The 25,021-nt window shown below is 34.2% G+C and carries 22 protein-coding genes and 1 tRNA gene; 7 read left to right on the forward strand and 16 right to left on the reverse strand.

The features are described from left to right. Positions 1–27: 27 nt before the first annotated feature. The 5 genes from accB to pdxA all read right to left on the reverse strand — a co-directional run bounded on the left by accB (position 28) and on the right by pdxA (position 3,654). Complete coding sequence (gene accB / locus JJL45_RS02855; RefSeq protein WP_067145423.1) at positions 28–513, reverse strand: acetyl-CoA carboxylase biotin carboxyl carrier protein; 486 nt, start codon at positions 511–513, stop codon at positions 28–30. A 22-nt stretch (positions 514–535) separates the two neighbouring features. Then, positions 536–1,537, reverse strand: a complete 1,002-nt coding sequence (locus JJL45_RS02860) for a beta-ketoacyl-ACP synthase III (protein WP_067145425.1) — start codon at positions 1,535–1,537, stop codon at positions 536–538. 181 nt (positions 1,538–1,718) lie between these two features. Next, positions 1,719–1,922: a 50S ribosomal protein L32 gene (rpmF, locus tag JJL45_RS02865; protein ID WP_067145427.1), complete on the reverse strand. Its 204-nt coding sequence runs from the start codon at positions 1,920–1,922 to the stop codon at positions 1,719–1,721. Between the two features lie 9 nt (positions 1,923–1,931). Further along, on the reverse strand, positions 1,932–2,477 hold the full coding sequence (locus tag JJL45_RS02870) for a YceD family protein (RefSeq protein WP_068605060.1): 546 nt from the start codon (positions 2,475–2,477) through the stop codon (positions 1,932–1,934). 124 nt (positions 2,478–2,601) lie between these two features. After that, positions 2,602–3,654, reverse strand: a complete 1,053-nt coding sequence (gene pdxA / locus JJL45_RS02875) for a 4-hydroxythreonine-4-phosphate dehydrogenase PdxA (protein ID WP_202664235.1) — start codon at positions 3,652–3,654, stop codon at positions 2,602–2,604. A gap of 66 nt (positions 3,655–3,720) precedes the next feature. On the opposite strand from pdxA, the gene JJL45_RS02880 reads away from it, so the two are divergent. Beyond that, positions 3,721–4,314 (forward strand): riboflavin synthase, encoded by a 594-nt coding sequence (locus tag JJL45_RS02880; RefSeq protein ID WP_068605057.1) that lies wholly within the window; start codon positions 3,721–3,723, stop codon positions 4,312–4,314. Between the two features lie 4 nt (positions 4,315–4,318). Here the strand turns inward: JJL45_RS02880 and JJL45_RS02885 are convergent, their stop codons facing one another. From JJL45_RS02885 to mce, 3 genes are all read right to left on the reverse strand, one after another. Beyond that, positions 4,319–4,522: a hypothetical protein gene (locus JJL45_RS02885; protein ID WP_202664236.1), complete on the reverse strand. Its 204-nt coding sequence runs from the start codon at positions 4,520–4,522 to the stop codon at positions 4,319–4,321. Between the two features lie 228 nt (positions 4,523–4,750). Beyond that, positions 4,751–4,824: transfer RNA gene (locus JJL45_RS02890), tRNA-Ile, on the reverse strand. 48 nt (positions 4,825–4,872) lie between these two features. Next, positions 4,873–5,277 carry a methylmalonyl-CoA epimerase gene (gene mce / locus JJL45_RS02895; protein WP_068605055.1) on the reverse strand — a complete coding sequence of 135 codons (405 nt, stop codon included), beginning with the start codon at positions 5,275–5,277 and terminating at the stop codon, positions 4,873–4,875. Positions 5,278–5,510: 233 nt separating this feature from the next. Between mce and rbfA the strand changes: the two genes are divergently transcribed. From rbfA to JJL45_RS02915, 4 genes are all read left to right on the forward strand, one after another. Further along, positions 5,511–5,909 (forward strand): 30S ribosome-binding factor RbfA, encoded by a 399-nt coding sequence (gene rbfA, locus JJL45_RS02900; protein WP_067145483.1) that lies wholly within the window; start codon positions 5,511–5,513, stop codon positions 5,907–5,909. A gap of 223 nt (positions 5,910–6,132) precedes the next feature. Continuing rightward, positions 6,133–7,335 carry an ABC transporter permease gene (locus tag JJL45_RS02905; protein WP_068605053.1) on the forward strand — a complete coding sequence of 401 codons (1,203 nt, stop codon included), beginning with the start codon at positions 6,133–6,135 and terminating at the stop codon, positions 7,333–7,335. Between the two features lie 268 nt (positions 7,336–7,603). Beyond that, positions 7,604–8,758: an ATP-binding protein gene (locus JJL45_RS02910; protein WP_068605051.1), complete on the forward strand. Its 1,155-nt coding sequence runs from the start codon at positions 7,604–7,606 to the stop codon at positions 8,756–8,758. A gap of 9 nt (positions 8,759–8,767) precedes the next feature. Beyond that, positions 8,768–9,163: a hypothetical protein gene (locus JJL45_RS02915; protein ID WP_068605050.1), complete on the forward strand. Its 396-nt coding sequence runs from the start codon at positions 8,768–8,770 to the stop codon at positions 9,161–9,163. 149 nt (positions 9,164–9,312) lie between these two features. Here the strand turns inward: JJL45_RS02915 and JJL45_RS02920 are convergent, their stop codons facing one another. From JJL45_RS02920 to JJL45_RS02955, 8 genes are all read right to left on the reverse strand, one after another. Further along, the gene (locus JJL45_RS02920; protein WP_202664237.1) at positions 9,313–10,152 is read right to left on the reverse strand and encodes a DUF4249 domain-containing protein; all 840 of its coding nucleotides are present in this window, start codon (positions 10,150–10,152) and stop codon (positions 9,313–9,315) included. A 6-nt stretch (positions 10,153–10,158) separates the two neighbouring features. Continuing rightward, a complete protein-coding gene (locus JJL45_RS02925) occupies positions 10,159–12,528 on the reverse strand; it encodes a TonB-dependent receptor (protein WP_068605046.1) in 2,370 nt (789 codons plus the stop codon). A 116-nt stretch (positions 12,529–12,644) separates the two neighbouring features. Further along, complete coding sequence (locus JJL45_RS02930) at positions 12,645–13,523, reverse strand: LytTR family DNA-binding domain-containing protein (RefSeq protein WP_068605044.1); 879 nt, start codon at positions 13,521–13,523, stop codon at positions 12,645–12,647. 114 nt (positions 13,524–13,637) lie between these two features. Continuing rightward, positions 13,638–14,147 carry an OmpH family outer membrane protein gene (locus JJL45_RS02935; protein WP_068605043.1) on the reverse strand — a complete coding sequence of 170 codons (510 nt, stop codon included), beginning with the start codon at positions 14,145–14,147 and terminating at the stop codon, positions 13,638–13,640. A gap of 239 nt (positions 14,148–14,386) precedes the next feature. After that, entirely contained in the window at positions 14,387–15,235 is an 849-nt protein-coding gene (locus tag JJL45_RS02940) for a class I SAM-dependent methyltransferase (RefSeq protein WP_068605042.1), read from the reverse strand. Positions 15,236–16,368: 1,133 nt separating this feature from the next. Next, positions 16,369–18,240 (reverse strand): tRNA uridine-5-carboxymethylaminomethyl(34) synthesis enzyme MnmG, encoded by a 1,872-nt coding sequence (mnmG, locus tag JJL45_RS02945; protein ID WP_068605119.1) that lies wholly within the window; start codon positions 18,238–18,240, stop codon positions 16,369–16,371. 79 nt (positions 18,241–18,319) lie between these two features. Further along, entirely contained in the window at positions 18,320–18,730 is a 411-nt protein-coding gene (gene ybeY / locus JJL45_RS02950; protein ID WP_068605041.1) for an rRNA maturation RNase YbeY, read from the reverse strand. Then, on the reverse strand, positions 18,723–22,148 hold the full coding sequence (locus JJL45_RS02955) for a DUF4175 family protein (protein WP_068605040.1): 3,426 nt from the start codon (positions 22,146–22,148) through the stop codon (positions 18,723–18,725). Before JJL45_RS02955 ends, ybeY begins: the two co-directional genes overlap by 8 nt. A 151-nt stretch (positions 22,149–22,299) precedes the next feature. On the opposite strand from JJL45_RS02955, the gene gltX reads away from it, so the two are divergent. Continuing rightward, entirely contained in the window at positions 22,300–23,817 is a 1,518-nt protein-coding gene (gltX, locus tag JJL45_RS02960) for a glutamate--tRNA ligase (protein WP_068605038.1), read from the forward strand. Positions 23,818–24,085: 268 nt separating this feature from the next. After that, a complete protein-coding gene (locus JJL45_RS02965) occupies positions 24,086–25,018 on the forward strand; it encodes an SPFH domain-containing protein (protein WP_067145507.1) in 933 nt (310 codons plus the stop codon). Positions 25,019–25,021 lie beyond the last annotated feature (3 nt).

Genomic DNA, 25,021 nt, shown 5'->3' on the forward strand with positions numbered 1-25,021 from the left:
AAAAATTGGCGCCCTAATAATCTAAAATTAAGATGGGTCTACTAAAAATAATGGTTGATCAAATTCAACTGGTGAAGAATCATCAACTAATATTTTAACGATTTTTCCTGAAACTTCAGACTCAATTTCATTGAAGAGTTTCATCGCTTCAATAATACAAAGTACATCACCTTCAGCTATAGTTTGTCCAACCTCAACAAATAATGGTTTATCTGGAGATGGTTTTCTATAGAAAGTTCCAATAATTGGAGATTTGATAGTTATATATTTTGAATCCTCATCGGCAGGAGCAGCAGCGGCAGGGGCAGCAGCTGGAACGGTTGCTTCTACAACAGGAGCAGCAGCAGCAACTGGTTGCGCTATTTGTGGCGCAGGTACTTGGTGAACAATAGTTGTGTCTGACTCAGACCCAGTTCTAATGGTGATTTTAATATCATCCATTTCTAGTTTAACTTCGCTTGCACCAGACTTGGCAACAAACTTAATTAAGTTCTGAATTTCTTTTATATCCATAATATTGCTAATTATTTAGTGGTTAGTTTTTAGAGTCGTACGCCCATTTTAAATAAATAGACCCCCAATTGAATCCGCCTCCAAAAGCGGCAAATATAACATTATCTCCCTTTTTTAATTGCGATTCATAATCATTTATTAATAAAGGTAAAGTTGCTGATGTAGTATTCCCATATTTGTGAATATTAATCATCACCTTTTCTTCGTCTAACTCAATACGTTGGGCTGTAGCATCGATAATTCGCTTATTCGCTTGATGAGCTGCTAACCAATCAACGGTATCTTTGGTTAAATTATTTCGTTCTAATATTTTTACTGCTGCATCAGCCATATTAAACACGGCATTCTTAAATACGGTACGTCCTTCTTGGAAAGCATAGTGACCACCTTTTTCAAGAACTTCAGCTGTTAAAGCATGGGATGAACCACCATAAGTGGCTTGTAAAAACTCACGTCCAGTACCATCACTTCTTAAGTATTCATCTTTAAGACCGTAACCTTCATCATTAGCTTCAAATAAAACCGCTCCAGCGCCATCACCAAAAATGATACACGTGGCTCTATCTTTATAATTAATTATTGACGACATTTTATCGGCCCCAATAAGTAATACATTTTTATACCTTCCAGATTCGATATAACTGGCTGCAACCGACATTCCAAATAAGAAACTAGAACAAGCAGCGTCCATATCAAATGAAAACGCATTGGTTGCACCAATTTCAGTTGCTGTATAAGAAGCCGTTGAGGCTGCTTTCATGTCTGGTGTTGCTGTTGCAACAATAACCAACTCGATAGATTTGGGATCTAAATTGTTTTTCTCAATGAGATTTTGGGCGGCTTTTATAGCTAGGTAAGATGTACCTTTACCGTCATCTTTAAGAATACGGCGTTCTTTAATACCGGTTCTGGATGTAATCCATTCGTCATTGGTATCAACCATCGTTTCAAGAATTTGATTGGTTAATACGTATTCTGGCACATATGCACCTACAGCTGTGATTGCCGCTGAGACTTTACTCATAACTTTATAGTTAATTTGACCAAAAATTTATTAAAAATGGACAAAAACGTTCAAAATTTGGCGAAAACTACTAAATTCTGAAATAATATTCTGCAAATTACGCGTTTTTGTTAATCATAAAAATTAATTCATAAAAAAAACGCTCATAAATGAGCGTTTTTTAATATGCGTGCATAACTAATTATGCCACATTTTCTATTTCTGCAGAATTATCAATCAATACTTGACCTCTGTAGTATAATTTTCCTTCATGCCAGTGAGCTCTATGATATAAATGTGCCTCACCTGTTGTAGGGCATGTAGCAATCTGTGGCGCAGTTGCTTTATAATGTGTTCTTCTTTTATCTCTTCTTGTTTTCGAGATTTTTCTCTTAGGATGTGCCATTTTAAGTTTCTATTTATCCGTTAATAATTTCTTTAATGTATTCCAGCGAGGATCAATATCCTCTAACTCCACTTTCGTTTCGTCTTCCTTAAGCTTAGGGCTTAATTCTTCTAATTTTTTGAGTATTTCCGAATCTAAGGTGCCATCTTCAACACCTGGATGTATACGTTTAATAGGGACAGCAAGAATAATTAACTCGTAAATATACTGCTGAATATTAACTTCATAACTTCCATGAGGAAGAATTAATAAGTCAATGTTTTCATCGTTATATTCATCACCAAACTTGACTACCAAATCAAAATCGTTTTCTATATCTTGATTATAAGGTTCGTTAGTGAGATCACAATGGACATTAACCCATCCAGAAATTTTAAAATGTAATTCTAGTAATGTTGATTTTTTTTCTAAAACTAAATCAACATGAACCTTAACATCATTAAAATCTTCATACTCAAAATGTTCAAAGAACGATTGCTCAATTTCATACTCAAAATGATGCTTGCCAATTTTTAACCCTACAAATGGAATTGTAAACTCTTTTAACGACTTCATAATCACATCTATTTTGAGCCCGCAAATATATAAATTTTTATTTACGGAGCATTACTTATTAACATTTTTTTGTTTATATCTCAATTTATTTTGGTTTTACCCAAAAAAACTAGCAATCAAGGGGTTAACGACGCTCACTACGCGATGCCTTTTTTAGGGGATTTGCAGTGAGTTCTTCATAATCGGTTCTATTTTTAAATATTTGCATCGCGCTGTAAACCGCTTCCTTAAAAGAATTTTCATCGGCTACACCTTTTCCAGCAATTTCATAGGCTGTCCCGTGGTCGGGAGAGGTTCTCACTTTATTTAAGCCCGCCGTAAAGTTTACGCCTTGACCAAAAGATAAAGTTTTAAAAGGAATTAACCCTTGATCGTGGTACGAAGCGATAATAGCATCAAAGTTTTTATAATTATTAGAACCAAAAAAACTATCGGCCGCATATGGCCCATACACCAATTTACCACTTTCTTTTATTTTTTGCAAAGTTGGTCTTAAAACATCGTCGTCTTCATGACCAATAACACCATTGTCCCCTGTATGTGGATTAATCCCTAAAACGGCAATTTTCGGTTTTTGTATTTTAAAATCCTTTTTAAGGGATTCGTAAACCGTATTTATTTTTTGCTCGATAAGTTTTGGCGTTATGTGGTTGGCTACATCTTTAACAGGAACATGATCGGTAAGTAAACCAACTCGTAATCTGTCATTAATCATAAACATTAAACTTTCTCCTTCTAATTCTTGAGCCAAATAATCGGTATGCCCAGGGAATTTAAAAGCTTCCGATTGAATGTTATGTTTATTTATAGGTGCTGTCACTAACACATTAATAAAACCTTCTTTTAAAGCTTTAGTTGCCGCCTCTAGCGATTTTATAGCAAAGGTACCTATAGTAACATCTTCTTTACCAAATTCAATTTTAACAGGATCATTCCAACAATTAAAAACATTAACCTTTCCTGCAGTAATCTGATCTAAATCTTTTATACTATTAAAATTTATCTCCGATTTAAAATGCGTTTTATAAAAAGTCATGACTTTAAACGAAGCAAAAATTACGGGAGTACAAAAATCTAAAATTCTTGCATCTTCAAATGTTTTTAAAACAATTTCTCCACCAATGCCGTTTAAATCACCTATGGATATTCCTACTACTATATTTTCTGTCTCCGTCATTAAATAATGATAACTTTTGTTTGTAATTTTGATGCAGCAAATTTAATTAAATAAACCCACAATATTATGTTTACTGGAATTATTGAAACGATTGGTACGGTTTCTCATTTAGAAAATGAACTAGACAACCTACATATCACTATAAAAAGCAGCATCACTTCCGAATTAAAAATCGATCAAAGTGTAGCACATAATGGCGTTTGTTTAACTGTGGTGAAGGTTGATGAAGACGCCTATACTGTAACCGCCATTAAAGAAACGTTAAATAAAACAAATCTAGGCACTTTAAAAATTGATGATGCTGTCAATTTAGAGCGTGCTATGAAACTTGGCGACCGACTCGATGGTCATATCGTACAAGGACACGTAGACCAAACCGCTGTGTGTACGGAAGTGAAAGAAGAAAACGGTAGTTGGATATTTACTTTTAAATATGATGCAGCTTTAAACAATATCACCATTGAAAAAGGCTCAATAACTGTAAACGGCACAAGTTTAACCGTTGTAAACTCACAAAAAGACCAATTTAGCGTAGCTATAATACCCTACACTTACGAGCACACTAATTTTAAAACCTTTAAAAAGGGAAGTGTTGTGAATTTAGAATTTGATGTATTAGGAAAGTATGTGGCGCGCTTAAACGCCTTAAATAAAGTATAAAAAACTACTTTTCTTTATTAAAAAGTGTTTTTTTAGCTCCATAAGCTATAGCGACAACTATACCCGCAAGAATACCACCATCTATAGGAAGACCTGGAGGGGGTGGTGGAGCTGGCACAGGAGGATCTTGAACCAAAGCTGTTCCAGCAAAACTTACTATTAAAAATAAGCCTACAAGAATACCTCTTTTAAATTGTTTGTCTTTCATACATGAACAAATTTAAAAAAAATTATTAGTAAACGATATTAACATAAAATTATTTTTCAATTAGCGTACATTTATAGTTTTCATCTTCTTATGAATCTATAAATTAATATTCTAAACTTATATCCAGAGCAAACTTAATCCTTTGATTTTAAAAAAGTACTGGTTTCTAAAAAATAAATTTACAAAAAAAAGCCTCACATTGCTGTAAGGCTTTACAATTTCTAGATGTGGTCCCACCTGGGCTCGAACCAGGGACTTTCTGATTATGAGTCAGATACTCTAACCAACTGAGTTATAGGACCGAAATTGGAGTGCAATATTACTACTTATTTTAATACTTCACAAGAAAATTATTCCTTTATCTCTTGGCACAATTCAATTAATACGCCGTTGGAAGATTTTGGATGTAAAAAGACCACCAGCTTATTATCGGCACCTCTTTTAGGCGTTTCATTAAGAATACTGAAACCTTCCTTTTTAAGACGCTCAACCTCAGCATAAATATCTTCTACATCAAAAGCGATGTGATGCACACCTTCCCCTTTTTTATCAATAAACTTGGCAATGGGACTATCGTTTCGGGTGGCTTCGAGCAGTTCAATTTTATTTTCCCCAACTTGAAAAAACGATGTATTTACACCTTCACTAGTTACCATTTCAGTTTTATAATGCGGTTTTCCCAACAACTTTGAGAATAAATCGTTGGAATCTTCTAGACTTTTAACAGCAATACCGACATGTTCAATTTTCTTCATAAAACAAATCAACCTTTATTTAATTACTGAGTTACGGACCTTCCTACGCCAATATGATTGATTACCATCTAAATAAACACGATATGAACTTATTTAAACCACAACCAGAAAAACATCATGAAACGAACCCAAACAACAATCAAAATACGAAAATAACCAACTAAAGCCTTTAAAATCTCTAAATATCCGTATTTTTGCAGTCTAAACCTCTAAGGGTTATAATTTTTTATACTGTGGAAGAAGAAAGTCAAAGACAAAAAAAGATAGGAACGGTTTTACAAACCGATTTAGCCGATGTGCTACAAAAAGCAGCCACTCAAGGCGGCATGCGTGGTGTATTAATCTCTGTTTCTAAAGTTAAAGTCACCGTAGATTTATCGGTAGCCAAAGTATATTTAAGCATTTTTCCTAACGACAAAGCTAAAACCCTACTTGAAGGTATAAAATCTAACACCCCATTAATTCGTCATGAATTGGCACAACGCACACGAAATCAACTACGTCGCATGCCTCATTTAGAATTTTTCATAGACGATTCACTAGAATACATCGATAAAATTGAAAAATCACTTAAAGGTGACGAGAATCCTATCAAAGATCCTTCGATGTTAGACTCTAGAAAAAAATCATAATTCTTTTTAGTCTGGTTTTGAACATTCATTAAGAACTGAATTAAACTTTTTGCGTTTAAGCGAAAATTAGATATTTTTTGACCATTTGAAAGTTTTTTTGAGTTCCATAGTTGAGCTACGGAAAGAAAAAAAGGTAAAAAATGGGTGAAAAATGGCCATGTTTTAGAAAATGGTAAAAGTTTAATTCAGTTCTAAATCATTATTTTTTCATAATATTAACCTCATGAATGTTTCATTATACATCGCAAAGCGTTATTTACGCTCCAAAAGCACCAATAATGCCATCAATTTCATTACCTATATCGCCATTGCAGGAGTTATTTTAGGTGCTGGCTCCCTATTTATTGTGCTTTCTGGTTTCTCAGGCTTAAAAGATTTCACCCTTCAGTTTACGAGTGTAGTCGACCCCGATCTTAAAGCCGAAGCTGCCACAGGGAAATCATTCATTCTTACCCCAGAAAATATTGAGAGTCTTAATAAAATTGATGCCATCACATCCTATTCAAAAACCATTGAAGAGCGCATCATTATTGAGTCTCAAGACAAAAATGCTTTAGCCGTTATTAAAGGTGTCGACGAAAATTTTCAAAGCGTTGTTAGTATCGATTCAGTTATCGACCATGGGAATTGGTTAGATCAAAACAGCAATCAAATTGTTGTAGGTTGGGGTATTTCAAACGATTTATCATTAGGCGTTTTAAACTTCACAAAAAACATCAATCTATACGTTCCTAAACCAGGAAAAGGTGCTATAACTTCTGCTAAAACAGCATTTAATACCGTAAAAGTTATTAATGTTGGTGTGTTTTTTATCAATGAAAGCCTCAATGAAACCTATGTCTTTTCATCTCTCGCTTTGGCTAGAAAACTTTTAAATTACAAACCCAATCAAATTTCAACCATCGAGTTTAAGCTTAAACCAGGTGCCGATGTCGAACAAACCCGCTTACAAATTCAAAACAGTTTAGGCGATAAAGTCATTTTAAAAAACCGAGCCCAGTTAAACGACTCGTTGTATAAAATGCTCAACACCGAAAATTTAGTGGTGTATTTAATATTTACATTGGTTTTAATTATTGCCTTTTTTAATGTGATTGGCTCCTTAATCATGATGATGTTAGATAAAAAACAAAGCCTTTCTACGCTTTTCAATATCGGTGTAACCATAAAAGATATCCGACAAATCTTTTTCCTCCAAGGTAGTTTAATGAGTATTATTGGCGGAATTATTGGCATCCTCATCGCTTTTGGCGTGACCCTTTTGCAGCAAAAATTCAGCTTGGTCATGATTACTCCAACCCTGGCCTACCCTATTGCCATAGAGGTTGAAAACTTTTTTATTGTGTTTTTTACCATTTCCATTTTAGGTGTTATCGCCTCAAAAATCGCCTCGGTACGCATCACAGAATCCTTGGTAAATAAATAGCTACTGGGCAAGTTGCCAAGAAAAATGGCAACCAGGCTTTCACAACTCGCTCTCTGCGAGGAGCTCAAACAAATTGCTCAATCCTTCTTGCGGAACCTTCGTTTTCATAGGAATAGATCAGCTTCAAATCAACAACTGAACGTATCTCAACCAAAAGTCTCAAACAATTTTCTCTGTGAATCTTCGTGCTTACTCAGTGTATCTCTGTGAAACTTCAGTCCTCCAAATAAACCACATCAAAGATTAATTTTTTATGTAAGTTTGTCTCATGTTATTCTCCGATATTTTAGGCCAAGAACACATTAAAAAACACCTTACACAAAGTGTTGATAACAACCGTATTCCGCATGCGCAATTGTTTGTTGGTAAAGAAGGCTGTGGCACCTTGCCCATGGCTTTGGCTTATGCCCAATATATTCTGTGTTCAAACTCTGGCGGCGAAAACAATACAGGTAACGAGTCATGTAACTTAAAGTTTAAAAACTTTTCGCATCCCGATTTGCATTTTGCCTTTCCTGTAACCACTAGCGATAAGGTTAAAAGCAAACCCGTTTCAAGCTTTTATTTGGAAGAATGGCGCCAGCTCTTAAATGAACAACCCTACGGTAATCTTTTCGATTGGTATAAACTCCTTGGTGTGGATAACAAACAAGGACAAATAGGTGTAGATGAAGCCGTTGAAATTGTAAAATCCCTTACCCTAAAATCTTACGAAGGTGGTCATAAAGTCATGCTTATTTGGATGGCCGAAAAAATGAATACCGCCTGTGCCAATAAACTTTTAAAACTGATTGAAGAACCGCCAAAAGACACGGTTTTTATTCTCATTGCCGAAGATGAAGAGCAGATTATAAACACCATTCGCTCGCGATGTCAAATTTTACATTTTCCACCGCTAGCTGAAGAGGTTATTAAAGACGCCCTGATTAAACAATATGAGGTAGAACCCGCTCAGGCCACCAAAATCGCCCACCAATCTAACGGAAACTACAATAAGGCTTGTGACCTTATTTATCGCGATTCGGAGGACATTCAGTTTGAAACTTGGTTTATTTTCTGGATTCGTAGTGCCTTTAAAGCCAAGGGCAACAAAGCTGCTATTCACGATTTAATATCTTGGAGTGAGGATATTGCTAAAACGGGACGTGAAACACAAAAGCAATTTTTAAACTTTTGTCTCGATTTTTTCCGTCAGGCTTTACTATTAAATTACAACGCCACCGATTTGGTGTTTTTCGAACCAAAAACCGATAAATTTAAACTTGAAAATTTCGCGCCTTTTGTTCACGGAAATAACATTATGGACATTAGTAACGAATTACAAGATGCCATTTACCACATAGAGCGCAATGGTAATTCGAAAATTATTCTAACCGATTTATCTATAAAACTCACCCGGTTACTCCATACCAAAAAGGCCTAAATTTTCAGGATGCAAACCATTTTAACCTATAGCGCCGAACTCCTCATTTTAAGCTTTTTAAGCATCACTTTTATCATGAGTTTTTACGATAAGGTGAGCGATTGGAAAGGTCAGATTTTATTCTTAAAACAATATTTTTCAAAAACCTTTTTAGTCAATCTCATACCTCCTATTTTAGTTTTTGTTGTGCTTTTAGAAGCTTTAATCACTGTATTTTCTGTTTTGGGCATTTACCAACTTATAGCCTTTCAAGTCAAACTATATGCGCATATAACTTGCATACTGTCGTGTATACTGCTTTTAATCTTTTTACTGGGCCAGCGCATCGCAAAAGACTTCGACGGCGCAAGGAACATCACAATTTATTTTATAGTAGCTGCTTTTGGAGCGTACTTGCTTCAGTGAAAACAAAATTCATACTTATTTAAATTCTAAACATCTCGCTTTAACGCTTCCCTTGTATATGTTATCATACAACAAGATATGCTATATTTTAAACCTTCAAATTAAAATACCTACACAAAAATCATCAGCATAAAAATTCAGTTCACAGGTTATTCTATAAAAGTATAATCTTGTTTATCGGTTTCCGTCACACGAAAATAGCCATAAGGGTAGTTCTCAGGGTTTGTAAGGTTAATACAGTTTCCGCGTAATTCAACTGGGGTAGGTGCAAATGGGTTTCCAGATCCGGATTGACTATTTAACAGTTGAATAAATCTATAATAACGCTCGGATACATTATACAAATTAATATCAACGGTATCACCCGGCTGAAATTCGTCTTCATCATCATCGCCACGTTTTTCATAAAAAATATTAATTTCATTTCCGTTTAAAAATTCATCTGAAACATCTCTTAACTCTGGATACAAATCACCTTGACGTAGGAATTTCAAAATATAAAAATTAGTTTCATCCTCAGGATCATCAAAATGCACATTAACCTCTAGAGCATCGGGTAAAAGACCACCACTTCGCGACTGAGTAATATAGGTTATTGGCGTTGTAGGCAACAAAGTTTCTGTAGAGGTATAGGTTTCATTTTCATACTGCACCGTAAGCGCATAATCCTCATTAAAAACTGGCACAAATTCATTAGTAGTATAGGTCCCATCATTTTTGTTTACAAAATTATAAATATCATTCGTGCTTAATCGTGTGACAGAAACCACGGCATTGGTAACCGCATTGGATTGATCGGTATCAAAATAAGGCGTTGTGGTACTCAATTTAACCGTTTGATAATTACCTGGAGTGCCTTTTTCCCAATCTAAGGAAGCCTCTATAACCAATCGTGGATCGGCTGTTGGGACTTCCACCTCAATAACATCTGTACAGGACAGGAAAAGCCCTAAAATCGCTATTAAACTTGTGTATATATACTTTTTCATGATGGTTTAAAATTTAAAGTTGTAGGTTATCGATGGTACGATACCAAAAATGGCTGTTCTTGTAGCTTCATTAACGCCAGTTTCAAGATTTTGACCGAATGAAATAGAGGCTGCATTTTTTCGATTATAAACGTTATAAAGACTAAAAACCCACTCCCCTTTCCATTTTCCTTGCGGTTTGCGGTTTGGTTTATACGTTGCAGCTAAATCCAAACGGTTATAGGCCGGTAAACGATTTGCATTTCTACTATCGTAATTTGCTATAGACAAACCTTCGTATTCATATTGTCCTACCGGATATGTTACGGGACGCCCTGTTTGAAAGATAAAATTACCACTTAAACTCCATTTTTTAGTCAATAAGTAACTTCCTGTAAGCGAGATATCGTGTGTTCTATCAAATGGAGTATTGTACCAATCACCTTTATTTATCCCTGGTCCGCCAGCAGATCCACCAGGGGTTTGTTGTTCAGACTTTGATAGGGTATACGCTAACCAGCCCGTAAATTTTCCTTTATTTTTTCGGAATAAAAACTCCAAACCATAAGCACGAGATTGTCCTTGTAAAATTTGAGTTTCGATATTATTATTCGCAATTAAATTGGACCCATCTATGTAATCAATTCGGTTATCAACCGTTTTGTAATACACTTCGGTTTCTATGGAAAATCGACCACCTTGCAAATCTTTAAAATACCCTGCAGAATATTGATTAGCCATTTGCGGATCGATAAAAGAACCACTTGGTGTCCAAACATCTAGGGGTGTAGCATTAGCAGTATTGGATAATAAATGTAAATATTGGGCTATTCTTGAAAACCCTAATTTCACAGACGAGGTTTCATTTAGCTGATAAGCTAATCCTAAACGGGGTTCGAAATTATAAAAATCGGCAATGCTTTCATTTTTAGCATAATCTATTTCTCCAGTGCGTTCCCCTTCTTCATAAATACCCAATTCATCATTATAAACCACTGGCTGATCATTTAAGTACGTTGAAATGGGCTGTCCGCCTAAGCGATTAAACATACTCAATCGTAGACCAACTTGTACATTCAATTTGTCAGTAAGCTTATGCTCAATTTGTCCGTAAAGTCCAGATTCTAAGGCGCGTTTTTTATCTAAAATATTTTCATTGATTGCGGAATCATCATCTAACGGTTTCACATCACCAGGATTGAAATTATAATGGATGGTACTTAATCCGAAATCAATTGTCGTTTTATTATTGAGGTAATATTTTAAATCGTATTTCGCGTTAAAATTTTTAATGCTAGAAGTCCAGTCCAATCCAATAAACCCGAGTTTCAATTGGTAATTATAATTCCCATAAATGAAGGATAAATTAGAAAAAAGTTTGTCATTAAAAATATGATTCCAACGCAAGTTAAACGTGCTATTACCATATGAATTTGTAAAGGAATCATCGAAATTTAAAACATCTCTACCAAAATAACCCGATAAATACAGGCGGTTATTTTGATTAATCTCATAGTTCGCTTTAGCATTAAAATCGTAGAAATAAGCTGAATTATCTTCATTGGCTAATTTTAAAAATAAGTGGGCATAAGAGGAGCGCCCAGCTACAATAAAAGACCCTTTGTTATTAAACATGGGACCTTCGGCAGCCAATCTACTAGAAATTAAACCAATGCCTCCAGTTAATTCAAAATCCTTACTATTCCCATCTTTTTGTCTGATATCGAGCACAGACGACACTCTACCACCAAAATTTGAAGGAATATTTCCTTTGTATAATTTGATATCCTTAACCACATCGGCATTAAAAACCGAGAAGAAACCAAATAAGTGGGATTCATTAAAAATAATGGCTTCATCAAGAAGCACTAGATTTTGATCGACCGCACCACCTCTAACATTAAACCCGTTAGAGCCCTCTCCGTTGTTAGTAACACCAGGTAATAGTTGAATGGATTTCACCAAATCGACTTCACCCAAAACCGCAGGAATTTGTTTAATAGTCGTACTTTTTATAACAGCAACACTCATTTGTGGGTCTCTAATATTTGCTTTTTCAGACTCTTCAGCTGTAATTACCACTTCATCTAAAGACGTGGTATCTTCTTTTAGCTCAAAAGCTATACTTTGGTTTTTATCCAAGATCACCACTTGTTTTTCAGTAACATACCCCAAATACGACACCACAATGTTATAGGTCCCTTCAGGGGCTGTAATGGAGTAAAAACCATAGGCGTTTGTAATGCTTCCGTTAGAAGTATTTTCTAAAAAAACCGAAGCCCCAAATACGAGTTCGCCATTAGAAAAATCCTTCACCGTACCACTAATCGTATAGTTTTCTTGAGAAAAGACCAAGAGGCTAAATAAAATAAAAGAGGCACTTAATTTAAATTTCATAAAAATAGGTTCGTTTTAAATGGAGTTGTAAAAGAAGCAAATATTTATAAGAAACACACTAAAATAAGGCACTTTGGAGTGAATCGAATGAAATACGGAGTGAATTAATTTAAAAATTAAAGGATAGCAGCTTTAATATCTGACAAATAAGAGTTAGAAACAGGTACACGCAATTGATTTACCTGTAAGGTCAAAAATTGTTTGGAACCTCTTCTTTCTAATCTTTCTGCAAAATGTTGGTTGACAATATATGACCGGTGGGCACGTAATAAACCCTTGTTTGGATAGGCATCAAGAATGGATTTTAACCGGGTACGAATTAATTGCGTTTCCAACTGTTCGTCTTTAAGATAATTCACTTTAACATATTGATTATCAGATTTTAAAAATACGACATCTAGAATATCAACCGTTAATTCCACCTGATCGTTTTCATTTTTTATATGAATGATTTCTGAGAAACTGTCTTGATTAACAGAAGGTTCATGAACCGCAGACTCTAGCTTATGAAGTTTTAAATTTTGGTATTTATAAATCGTTACTAATAAGGTTATTATAAACGGAAAGATTAGAATAGCTAGCGTTTGTAAAATGTTTTTTAACTGAAATAGAAAAGTCCATTCCTCACTTTGTGAAGCGCCGCCTAAATCGGGTATAAAAAGACTCACTATAAAATAAACCGCTACCAAAATAACAGGTTCTGTTACAAACCAAAGTAAATAGGTTTTTAATGGCTTATTATGCATTTTAAAAAGTGGTCTTAAGATAAATTGCGACAGGTACAACCCAAAAAATACAGCAATTGAAACTCCAAAAAGCAGCCCTAAAAAATCAAAATATGACTTAGAATTATAATGCAGTTCTTCCGATATGCCGAAGGGTTGAAACACCACAAGGAAAAGAATAGTAAAACCAATTGTACACCATAAGTAAAGCCATTTAAAGGCTTTAGAATCCAAATAAATAGCCGAATGCTCTTGATAAATTTGAAACATCTTTGATTAACTTATGGTATATCACACCTATAAAACTAAAGTTAGATAAATCTATTGTACAAAAAAAGCCAAATGAAAACATTTGGCTTTATAAATCATGTTATAAAATAATTATTATTTTTTGTATTCAGCATTTAAAGCTTCTAACACGGTTTGCGTTAAATCGTTTTCTTCTGCACCATAAAGTACTGAAGCTGCAGCATCACTAGTCCCTAAAATAAAAGTATAACCATTTTTCTTACCGTAATCTTTAACGAAGTCTTTAACCTTCACAATTACAGTATCAATTTGTGTTTGAAACTCTTGAGTAAGCGCTTGTTGTTCAATTTGCATTTGTTGTTGTAGTCTTTGTTGCTTTTGTTGTAAACCACCCATAATTTCTTGAGCTTTTTGAGGTGTTTTTCTAGCGACAGTTTGTGCTTCTTTTACTTCGGCTTGAAATGCTTGACCGATACTATCAGCACGTTTTTTAAAAGCCTCATCTTTAATTTGAAACTTAGTTTCGATATCGATCTTTTCTTGAAAATCGTTTATAACGATTCCATTATCAATGTAACCGATTTTTTGTTGGTTACAAGATGTTATAACCAGAGCAACTAAAACGAGGTAAAATATGTTTTTCATTCTTTTATTATTATTATTTGATTTTATATGCAAACAAATGTAGGAAAGTAAAGTAGAATCAAATCATGATTTGAAATGATTTTAACATATAAATAAAAATTATAGACATTAAAACCTTAATAACAAATTACTATTAAAAACAACTTCAAATAAAGCTTTTTAAGCCACTTTTAAAAAACGCCTTTATGATTGGCTGTTTATAATGTTTTAAAACGCTTAAACAAGAAACAAATAAGTTTTTACTCATTTTTAACCACAAAAATCAAAGACGAAGCTTCTTTTGAACGTTTTGCTTTCGAATTTGATTTAAAACCAGTGATGAAAGCTCGAAATAATTTAAAGCTTGCTTTTCTATATTTTTCTGAAAGCAGACTCACATAATAAGCATCGTACTTCATAGGAATCACATCAACAACTTTTAAAAAATGTTTTGATAATAATGCCGCCATAGAATCTTGACAAAAATGCCAAAGGTGTCTTGGCACATCATAAGCTGCCCAAAATTCTTGATAATAAGCAGCATCGTAACTCTTATGGTTAGGGACTGCAATAATTAAAGTCCCACTCGGTTTTAGGAGTTTTTTATAAATTTCAATTTGATTTTCTAGATCTGGTAAATGCTCTAAAACGTGCCAAAGTGTGATAACATCAAATCGATGCTCTTTAAATTTAAGAAGCTCATCGGTATCAAAAACCCCTTGATTTGTTTTCTTATTTGCAATCTCACGAGCATGAGCATTGGGTTCGATACCATAACCATACCATCCATTTTCTTTAGCTACTTTTAAAAAATCGCCAGTTCCGCAGCCAATATCTAGCAAAATTTTACCATCTGAAGCATGCTCATCAATAAGCTGAACCTTCTTTTTAAGAGATACCCCTCGTACAATATGATATATAATCTCCACTAAATTCCTTCTAGAATCGGTATGAGAAATATAATCTTTACTCTCATAATAATGAGGTAATTTATCGATATCTGGCTTAGGAGTGGTTTCTAAAAACCCGAATTCTGAATTTTTAATCAGTGTAAATTCTTCTCCCGAAACGGAATGATCTATAACTTTTAAGTCGTTTTCGTCTGTCACAGTTTAAAATAATTAAGTGTAAATAACAGTTTTATTTAGCTAATAAACGGACTAAATGTAATATTTAAACAGAACAGTTTAAAAGAAAAGTTCGAAAAAAAACACAACTACGATTCAGAATAGTTTTCTATCATGGAAAAATTCAGCCTATTTGATAACGATACTACTTTAGATTTTTAAAATAATTAAGCTGAAAAAGATACCGTTTTTACTTAATATAGTTCCCAGATGTCCTTAGCTCAAACCAATTTATATATCAAAATCTGATTCAAAAAACACTTAGATACCCTCAGTGTGACATGAAAATTGGGGTTAAACCAAGAGATATTTATTGATAAAAAACCATTTTTGATTGTGTTTTCATTCTGAATTAAGACAAAAATTTTATTTAAAACAAACCTTACCTCTCCTCTATCGGATAATTATGGAGTGATTTTTAAATGATTTTTGATTAAAATGTATGCGTTTTTAACTAAATACGATGTCAGTCTGAGCTTGTCGAAGACACATTTCTGTTTCAAAATTTAACTAAAAAACACTTCAACAAGCTCCGTGTGACATAAAAATTAAGATTAAAACAAAAGGAATTTATCTTAAAATGAAAGCATATAGATTGTTTTTGACCTCGGAATCTAGGCTAAAAACTAGTTTAAAAACACCCCTATTGGCTACGCCAGGTACCTTCAATTAAAACGATGTTTTCATTTCGGTAGTCCTCAAGGGGATAATAACGCAGATATTTTTAATGACGTTTTAATTCAAATTGATACAATTTTAACTAAATATGACATCAATTTAAGCCTATTGAAAACCCATTTCTACATCAAAATTTAACTAAAATAACACTTGGTCAAACTAAATAAAATATAAAAACTATAATTAAAACACCCCTATTATCCCCTCAAGGGGATAATGACGAACCTGCATTTAATGACGTGTTTATTAAAATTTGAAGACAATTTCAAATAAATAAGAAGCCATTCTAAGCTTGTAAAAGGTCTATTTCTGTATCAAAATTTAACAATAAAAAGATACTTCAACAAGCTTAGAGTGACCCAAAATCACAATAAAAACACTCTAAAAAAACACATGTTCCACGTGGAACGTTTTAAAAAGAAATGCTTTTTTCGGTATTATCTACCCATATAAACAAGCAATACAGAGATGTCATTTGGAGAAACACCACTGATTCTGGAAGCCTGAGAAACGGTAGTAGGTTGTATTTTTTTAAGCTTTTCACGAGCTTCAAAACTCATAGATTTGATTTGAGAATAATCAAAATTAGATGGTATTTTAACGTACTCTAAACGGCTTAATTTATCGGCGTTATTCTTTTCCTTTGCAATATACCCAGCATATTTTACTTGTATTTCTGCCTGTTCAATAATCTCACGATCTAAGTTGTTTTCTTGAATATAAGCCTCTACACTATCCACTTTTCTAAGATCGTCCATTTCGATATTTGGACGCGCAAAAACCTTAAACAACTTCCCTGATTGATTTACAGGCGATGAAGATTTGCTCTCTAAAATAGGATTAATCACCTCCGGTTTAACGCTGGTTTTCTCAAAGAAATCAACAAACTTTTCGGCAGCTTCATGCTTTTCTTCCATACGTTTTAAACGTTTTTCAGAAGCCAAACCAAGCTCAAAACCTTTTGGTGTTAATCGTAAATCAGCATTATCCTGACGCAGTAAAGTACGATATTCAGCTCTCGACGTAAACATACGATAAGGCTCTTCCGTACCCTTAGTAATTAAATCATCTATTAAAACTCCTATATAAGCCTCATCTCTTTTTAAGGTAAACGCATCACGTTCTTGAACTTTTAAACTAGCATTAATACCAGCCATCAAACCTTGAGAAGCGGCTTCTTCATAACCTGTTGTTCCGTTAATTTGACCAGCAAAATACAAACCTTCAACCAACTTAGTTTCTAAAGTATGTTTAAGCTGTGTAGGCGGGAAATAATCATATTCAATAGCATATCCTGGTCTGAAGAATTTCACATTCTCAAAACCTACTACAGAACGTAACGCTTTAAATTGAACATCTTCTGGAAGCGATGTAGAAAAACCATTCACATAAACTTCACAAGTATGCCAGCCTTCTGGTTCGATAAATAATTGATGCCTGTCTTTATCCGCAAAACGATTTATTTTATCTTCTATAGACGGACAATAACGCGGGCCTAAACTTTTAATACGTCCGTTGAACATAGGCGAACGATCAAACCCCTCACGTAACAAATCATGAACTTGTTCACTAGTATAAGTCATATAACAAGAACGTTGTTCAACTAACGGTTTTGTAATGTCTAGAAATGAAAATTTTTCTGGATTATCATCTCCTGGTTGTTCGGTCATTTTAGAATAATCTAAACTACGACCATCAACTCTTGGAGGTGTACCTGTTTTCATTCTTCCAGATTCAAAACCTAAATCCACCAATTGTTCAGTAATACCCGTAGCAGCTTTTTCTCCTGCTCTACCACCACCAAAATTTTTATCTCCAATATGGATTAAACCATTTAAAAAAGTTCCATTGGTAAGCACAACAGATTTTGCTTTAATAGAAATACCAAGCGAAGTTTTTACACCAGCAACACGTCCGTTTTCAATTAACAAACCAGCCACCATTTCCTGATAAAAATCTAAATTAGGAGTGCCCTCTAAAAGCATACGCCAATCTTCAGCAAATCGCATACGGTCACTTTGAACCCTCGGACTCCACATAGCAGGCCCTTTAGATTTATTAAGCATTTTAAATTGAATAGCCGATGTATCAGACACAATACCACTGTAACCACCTAAAGCATCAATCTCACGAACAATTTGCCCCTTAGCAATACCTCCCATCGCTGGATTACAAGACATCTGAGCGATGTTTTGCAGGTTCATGGTAACTAATAAGGTTTTACTTCCCATATTAGCCGCAGCGGCCGCAGCTTCACTTCCTGCGTGCCCAGCACCAACAACGATAACATCATAAACTTCGTTAAACATAATATCTGGTTTCAATACAGTGTTCCACGTGGAACACTAAAAATTTTTAGTTTGCAAATATACACTGAAATAAGGAAATCTACTTAAGTCGAGATAGATAGAAATTTTCCTTGCTACGCATCTGCTTAGCTTCATCATCTGTTTTGTCTTTATAGCCACAGTAATGTAAAACGCCATGAATGATCACCCGACACATTTCTTCATCGAAGTCAACATCATACTCTAAAGCATTATCACGAACACGATCAACAGAAATATAAATATCACCTTGAATTAATTTTCCTATAGAATAATCGAAACTGATAATATCGGTTAAGGTGTCATGTTTAAGAAACTCGACATTCAAATTATATAAATAATCATCATCACAAAAAATATAATTGATCTCTTCAAGCTTATATTCTTCATGCTTAATAGTGTCAGCAATCCATTTAGAAATACCCGCTTCAGAGGCGAGTTCAAATTCCGTTTCGTAATTAAAGTTAATCATGATCTTCCTTAAAATATTCCTTTACACGTTCCTTGTAATTTTGCTGCAAAGGTAAAGCTTGTCGGTTTAATATTTCGGTAGTTTTAAAATATTGTTTTGCCTTCGGAATTTGATCACTAGAAGTGCCTTTGAAATCATTATTAGGCGTTTGTGATTCCCGTTTATCTTCTTCACCTTGTTCTAGAGTCGCGTTTTCTAAACGCATTAATTGATGTTTCAAATTCATCATACGCTGAAGGGTTCGTTTCGTAAATCCTTCATTCAACAAATCCATTTCAATACGCTCCATTTGACGCGTTAAAGAACCTCCAGTTCCTGATTTGCCTTCCTTAGCTAGTTTATCTTCTAAAGCTTGACGAAGTGCTTGCTGCTGTTTGTAAATTTCAAATAATAAGGCTTCTTGCGAATCGCCATCACCATTTCCAGAACCCGATTTACCATCGCCTTCTTGTCCCGATGATTCACCATCTTGACCAGGCTTACCTGATTTACCTTTTTCGCCATTTTTATCGCCTTCCTTAGAACCCTCTTGACCTTCACCTTCCTGCTGCCCTGTTCCTTCTTTAGGCTTTCCCTTTTCACCTTGAGACATGCCTTCCTCCATCATCTTGTTTAATTCCTCCTGCCCCATAATAATATCAGGAAGCTGCATTTCACCTTCTCCACCTTTTCCAGCAGACATACTCAAACTCTCTTCCATGTTGTCTAAAACATCACTTAAAAAATCGGAAAGATTGTTAGTAGCCGTAATAGTGAATTGCTGATTAGAGATGCCTTGAAACACATGATTCTCTGCAAATAACTCAAGCGCTTTATCAATGTTGTAATATACCTCGGAGATTTCTTTATTAACTTGTTCCGATAATTTTGGTTGACGTAAAGACAAAGCAAAAAGGCTATCATCCACGTGCTCGAAATAAACCCTTAAATCATTTTGCTTTTTAAGGTAGTTGGCAAACTTATTATGATCGCCTTGGATATTTCTAAACCGATCCATAAGTTCTTCTTGTTCGAAAGAGAACAGCACTAAATTGTCAAGTACCTGACGCAACATTTCGGTGTCTTCTTGCATCGATTCGGCACCACCCATTTGCATAGCAGATTTCATCTGAGCACTCATCTGCTTCATTTTTTCAGCAGCTTTCTTCTGACTCTTATGAGCATTTTTTAAATTTTCATTTTGTTCCTCAGGTTTACCCTCTCTATCTTCTTCTAATTTTTGAAGCTCATCAAGCGCATTTTTTTGTTCGGACTGCACTTCATTTTCGTCAAGTTTATCACGCGGAATTTCAATAGGCTTTTTAAGAGATTTACTTTCTTCTTCTAAATTTTCAATCTCCTTTTTATAGCCTTCAAAACTTTTATTCAAAGCATCTTGTTTTTCAGATTGATTTTCAGATTTAGGTTTATTGGAAAGTGCTTCTTGTTCCTCAGCAAGTTTTAACAAATCCTCCTGGAGTTTCTCCAATTTCTTTTCAACGTAAAAACGCTTGGTTAACTCCAACATTTGCTCCAAGCTACGTTTCTTGTTTTTATTTTGTTTTGAGAGTTCCTCAAGTTTATTAATCAGTTCCTCTTTATTAATTTTTTCTTGAAGACGTTCTAGCTCCTCCAGCAATTTTTCATCCTTTTTTAACTGTTTTTCGTTGTCCTTTAAACGCTGTTTCAAATCTTCTTTAAATTCGTCCTTCTCCTCATTTTCTTTTTGAAACTCTTCTAAATTATCATTAAGCTTTTTGTTGAACTGTTTCATCATAGCATCCTGCTGCTTTTGATATTTCAGAAAAGATTCTAACTTCTTTTTATCATTAAAATTTAAAACCTTTTTTTCGCGTTGCGTTTTGGTTAATTGCTCCAAAGACTTTTGTTGCGTATCAAATTTATTTAGAGATTTATTCAAATCCTGAATCGCATCTTGCTGTTCATTGAGATTTTTCTCAATAGCTTCTTCATTCGTACGCTTTCTATAGTTAAAAACCTGACTTTTAACCGATTTAAAACCGTTAACTGCATCATTATCAATAACTTGAAAATACAAATCATAAGATATCCCTGCTTCAATATTTAAATTATTAGGAAAAGCGGTAACAAATTCTGAAACATTGGAATTAGAAAATGGCAAGGCAACAAACTGTTTGGCTGATTCATCATTAGAAGGGTAATAAACCATTTGTAATTTAGAAAAGCCATAATCGTCACTCACCTGCCCATAGAAATAAAGGGTTTGTAAATCTACCGTATCCTTTTCAACCTTGATGTTCAATTCAGGATGCTCATCTTTAACAACAGCAATAGAAAAATCTAAATTTTCGTAATTTTTAAGTTTGGTATTACTGGTACTTAATCCGTAATTGAAATGATTAAACGCCTGCTTAGAATATTTAAAGGCATTAGCACCATCAGAAATAAAAAGACTGGTGTCTTTAGATACAAACTGTACTTCGTTAGTAGACTTGGTTTGAACTTGCCAAGTGATTTTGGTGCCTTCAGGAACCAAAGCATTCCCAGTACTCTTCAAAGTTTCATTAGCTTTTTTAGTATAATTTGGATAATCCAAAATCATATTAAAACTCACTAAAGACGGCGTAGGAATAACATTTATCTGATAGTCTTTAGAATACACATCATTTGCCGACAAACGAAAATCTATTGTTTCTTTAGGTTGAGAAAACACATATTCAAACGTTCCTATCCCCTTTTCTTCTAAAAAATAAACCTCGTCATTATAGAGAATTTGAACAGATTCAGGAACCACTTCACCAACAGTTTCTACACGCAAAGTAAAATCCTTATTCTCTACAGCGTTTAAATCATTATTAATTACAAAAAATTTGAAAGGTGCTGGCGGTTCGTAAGCCGTTTTATAATCGACCACCCGTTTATAACTCGCGCTAAATCCATTAATATGACCAGACAAAAACACCAATAAAACAATAAGCACGGGAATGGCAGCATATTTTAAATACTTTGTCGTCGATTTAAAATTAACAGCTAATTTAAAAGGCACTGGTTGGAGCTCTAATGATTTTTGCTCAATACTCGCCAAGAGTAATTCCGATTGTTCCTTATTCTGATGTAATTGTAAAACGTTAAGCAATTTATCGTTGACTTCGGGAAAATGTTTACCAATAATTTTAGAAGCAAATTCGTAATCAATTCCCTTTTGGAGTTTAAATAGTTTGGCCAATGGGAGGACTAAAAATTTAATAAGCAAACCTAATTCCACAATCACGAACAGCCAAAACAGTACCGTTCTAGATGTAGGGTTTAACCATAAAACAGATTCTATAAAAAGAGTTAGAAGAAAATATAGCAAGCCTATAGTAAAAAATAATAGGGCACCTTTAAGCAATTCATTAATATAAAATCGCCTTATAAATACCTCTAACTTTTCTTGTATGATTTTAAAATGATTCATGCACGCCTCTAAACCTATTCGTTGATAATCTTTTAACTTACTAAACTACAATTTTATTTTTTACGAGGTTCTAAATTAGCTGTTAATTGTATCTTTGCAGCGCTTCTTGACGCCTTGTTTAAGAGGCTATTTTCAACAGAAACATTATATCATGACCAAAAAAGTTCGTGTGCGTTTTGCACCTAGCCCAACAGGACCTTTACATATTGGAGGCGTAAGAACCGCCTTATTCAACTATTTATTTGCCAAGAAACATGGTGGCGATTTTATTCTACGTATTGAAGATACCGATCAAAACCGCTATGTTGAAGGTGCTGAACAATACATTATTGATGCCCTAAAATGGTGCGGAATGCCTATTGATGAAGGTGTTGGTAAAGAAGGTGCCTTTGGTCCCTACCGACAAAGTGAACGTAAAGATTTATACAAACAATACGCCGATGAGTTAATCGCATCGGGTAATGCCTATTATGCTTTTGATACAGCTGAAAATTTAGATTTCCACAGAAAAGATCATGAAGCAAAAGGAAAGACTTTTATTTATAATTGGCACAACCGCTTAAAATTGAGTAATTCTTTATCGCTTAGCGCGGAAGAAACTCAGGCTAAAATTGATGCTGGTGAAGATTACGTGATTCGTTTTAAATCGCCACAAGATGAAACTTTACATCTTAAAGATATTATTCGTGGTGATATTAAAATCGATACCAATATTTTAGATGATAAAGTATTGTTTAAAAGTGATGGCATGCCAACCTATCATTTGGCGAATATTGTAGACGACCATTTGATGGAAATTACCCATGTGATTCGTGGTGAAGAATGGTTACCTTCATTAGCATTACACTACCAATTATATAAAGCCTTCGGATGGGAAGCTCCAGAATTTGCGCATTTACCTTTAATTTTAAAACCTACAGGTAAAGGAAAATTAAGCAAACGTGATGGTGATAAATTAGGTTTTCCTGTATTTCCTTTAGAATGGAAAGATCCAAAAACAAACGAAATTTCTAGAGGCTATAAAGAAGATGGTTATTTCCCTGAAGCCATGGTAAACTTCCTAGCCTTTTTAGGGTGGAACCCAGGTACAGAACAAGAGATTTTTAGTCTTGATCAGCTAATTAACGATTTCGATTTAAAACGTGTGAACAAAGCAGGGGCTCGTTTTGATCCGGATAAAACAAAATGGTTTAACCACCATTACATGCAAGAGCAACACGACGAGATATTAGCTGAAGCTTTTAAACCTATTGTTGACGCTAAATTAAATACCGACATCGATAGTCAGTACATCGGTATGGCCATTGGTTTGGTTAAAGAACGTGCCACATTTGTGTCAGATTTTTGGGAGTTAACCCATTATTTTTTCACGGCACCAACATCATACGATGAAAAAGCTTCTAAAAAGGCATTTAAAGAAGATACAAAAGCTATTTTATCTGAAGTCATTTCTATCGTGAATGGTATTGAAGATTTTACTGTTGATAACATTCAAACAGCAATAAAAGGATGGATTACAAGCAACGAGATTGGTTTCGGAAAAGTGATGATGCCTTTACGTTTGGCTTTGGTTGGCGCTTTACAAGGTCCAGATGTTTTTGATATCATGTACATGATTGGCAAAAATGAAAGCATAAAGCGTATTGAAAACGTAATAACCTTACTTTAATAAAGTAAAAATATACATCATAAAAAAGGGAAGTATTTTTAACGAAATGCTTCCCTTTTTATTTTCAGTTACAGTACTCAATAAATTTGCCTTTTTAAATCCATTATATGGTTAAAATTAATTCGTTTAAAAAAATCATTTTGTAACAAAAAGGAGTGTATAGAAGACTAATAGTAAAAATGACTTATATTTCATACATCAAACTTTAACCTTTCAATATAGATTAAAGTTTGTATATTAATTTCTATAAATTTTTAATCTAAAAATTATGTCTTTCATTTTATTTCCCATTATTTTTTTAGGCCTCATTATCATTATTACAGGCTTATTTACAGTCAAACAACAAACGGCAGCCATTATAGAACGCTTTGGTAAATTTCAAAGCATTCGCCAATCTGGATTACAACTAAAAATACCATTGGTTGATCGAGTTTCTGGGCGTTTAAGTTTAAAAATTCAACAATTAGACGTTATCATTGAGACTAAAACTTTGGATGATGTATTTGTAAGACTTAAAGTATCTGTACAATACAAAGTGATAAAAGAAAAAGTATATGATGCCTTTTATAAACTGGATTATCCGCATGAGCAAATTACTTCATACGTCTTTGATGTGGTTCGTGCCGAAGTTCCAAAAATGAAATTAGATGATGTCTTTGTTAAAAAAGATGATATTGCATTAGCTGTAAAAGCTGAATTAAATGATGCCATGCTTGATTATGGTTTTGATATCATTAAAACTTTAGTTACCGATATTGATCCTGATCCACAAGTAAAGGCAGCCATGAACCGTATTAATGCTGCCGACAGAGAAAAAACAGCAGCGCAATATGAAGGTGATGCACAACGTATTTTAATTGTTGAAAAAGCAAAAGCAGAAGCCGAAAGTAAACGTTTACAAGGACAAGGTATTGCCGATCAACGTCGTGAAATTGCACGTGGTTTAGAGGAATCGGTTGAAGTTTTAAATCGTGTGGGTATTAACAGTCAAGAAGCATCAGCTTTAATCGTTGTAACACAGCACTACGATACGCTGCAATCTTTAGGAGAAGAAACTAATAGTAACCTCATTTTATTACCAAATGCACCACAAGCTGGTAGTAATATGCTAAACGATATGGTAGCGAGTTTTACAGCAAGTAACCAAATTGGAGAAATGATGAAGGAGAATAAAAAGAAAGCTCAAGAGAATAATGATTAATTT

The sequence above is a fragment of the Tamlana sp. s12 genome, assembly GCF_016767215.1.
GTDB lineage: Bacteria > Bacteroidota > Bacteroidia > Flavobacteriales > Flavobacteriaceae > Pseudotamlana > Pseudotamlana agarivorans.

Bases quoted from the DNA above. Each gene is read 5' to 3' on its own strand.
- accB (WP_067145423.1), bottom strand. From the start codon at position 513: ATGGATATAAAAGAAATTCAGAACTTAATTAAGTTTGTTGCCAAGTCT.
- JJL45_RS02860 (WP_067145425.1), bottom strand. From the start codon at position 1,537: ATGAGTAAAGTCTCAGCGGCAATCACAGCTGTAGGTGCATATGTGCCA.
- rpmF (WP_067145427.1), bottom strand. From the start codon at position 1,922: ATGGCACATCCTAAGAGAAAAATCTCGAAAACAAGAAGAGATAAAAGA.
- JJL45_RS02870 (WP_068605060.1), bottom strand. From the start codon at position 2,477: ATGAAGTCGTTAAAAGAGTTTACAATTCCATTTGTAGGGTTAAAAATT.
- pdxA (WP_202664235.1), bottom strand. From the start codon at position 3,654: ATGACGGAGACAGAAAATATAGTAGTAGGAATATCCATAGGTGATTTA.
- JJL45_RS02880 (WP_068605057.1), top strand. From the start codon at position 3,721: ATGTTTACTGGAATTATTGAAACGATTGGTACGGTTTCTCATTTAGAA.
- JJL45_RS02885 (WP_202664236.1), bottom strand. From the start codon at position 4,522: ATGAAAGACAAACAATTTAAAAGAGGTATTCTTGTAGGCTTATTTTTA.
- mce (WP_068605055.1), bottom strand. From the start codon at position 5,277: ATGAAGAAAATTGAACATGTCGGTATTGCTGTTAAAAGTCTAGAAGAT.
- JJL45_RS02905 (WP_068605053.1), top strand. From the start codon at position 6,133: ATGAATGTTTCATTATACATCGCAAAGCGTTATTTACGCTCCAAAAGC.
- JJL45_RS02910 (WP_068605051.1), top strand. From the start codon at position 7,604: ATGTTATTCTCCGATATTTTAGGCCAAGAACACATTAAAAAACACCTT.
- JJL45_RS02915 (WP_068605050.1), top strand. From the start codon at position 8,768: ATGCAAACCATTTTAACCTATAGCGCCGAACTCCTCATTTTAAGCTTT.
- JJL45_RS02920 (WP_202664237.1), bottom strand. From the start codon at position 10,152: ATGAAAAAGTATATATACACAAGTTTAATAGCGATTTTAGGGCTTTTC.
- JJL45_RS02925 (WP_068605046.1), bottom strand. From the start codon at position 12,528: ATGAAATTTAAATTAAGTGCCTCTTTTATTTTATTTAGCCTCTTGGTC.
- JJL45_RS02930 (WP_068605044.1), bottom strand. From the start codon at position 13,523: ATGTTTCAAATTTATCAAGAGCATTCGGCTATTTATTTGGATTCTAAA.
- JJL45_RS02935 (WP_068605043.1), bottom strand. From the start codon at position 14,147: ATGAAAAACATATTTTACCTCGTTTTAGTTGCTCTGGTTATAACATCT.
- mnmG (WP_068605119.1), bottom strand. From the start codon at position 18,240: ATGTTTAACGAAGTTTATGATGTTATCGTTGTTGGTGCTGGGCACGCA.
- ybeY (WP_068605041.1), bottom strand. From the start codon at position 18,730: ATGATTAACTTTAATTACGAAACGGAATTTGAACTCGCCTCTGAAGCG.
- JJL45_RS02955 (WP_068605040.1), bottom strand. From the start codon at position 22,148: ATGAATCATTTTAAAATCATACAAGAAAAGTTAGAGGTATTTATAAGG.
- gltX (WP_068605038.1), top strand. From the start codon at position 22,300: ATGACCAAAAAAGTTCGTGTGCGTTTTGCACCTAGCCCAACAGGACCT.
- JJL45_RS02965 (WP_067145507.1), top strand. From the start codon at position 24,086: ATGTCTTTCATTTTATTTCCCATTATTTTTTTAGGCCTCATTATCATT.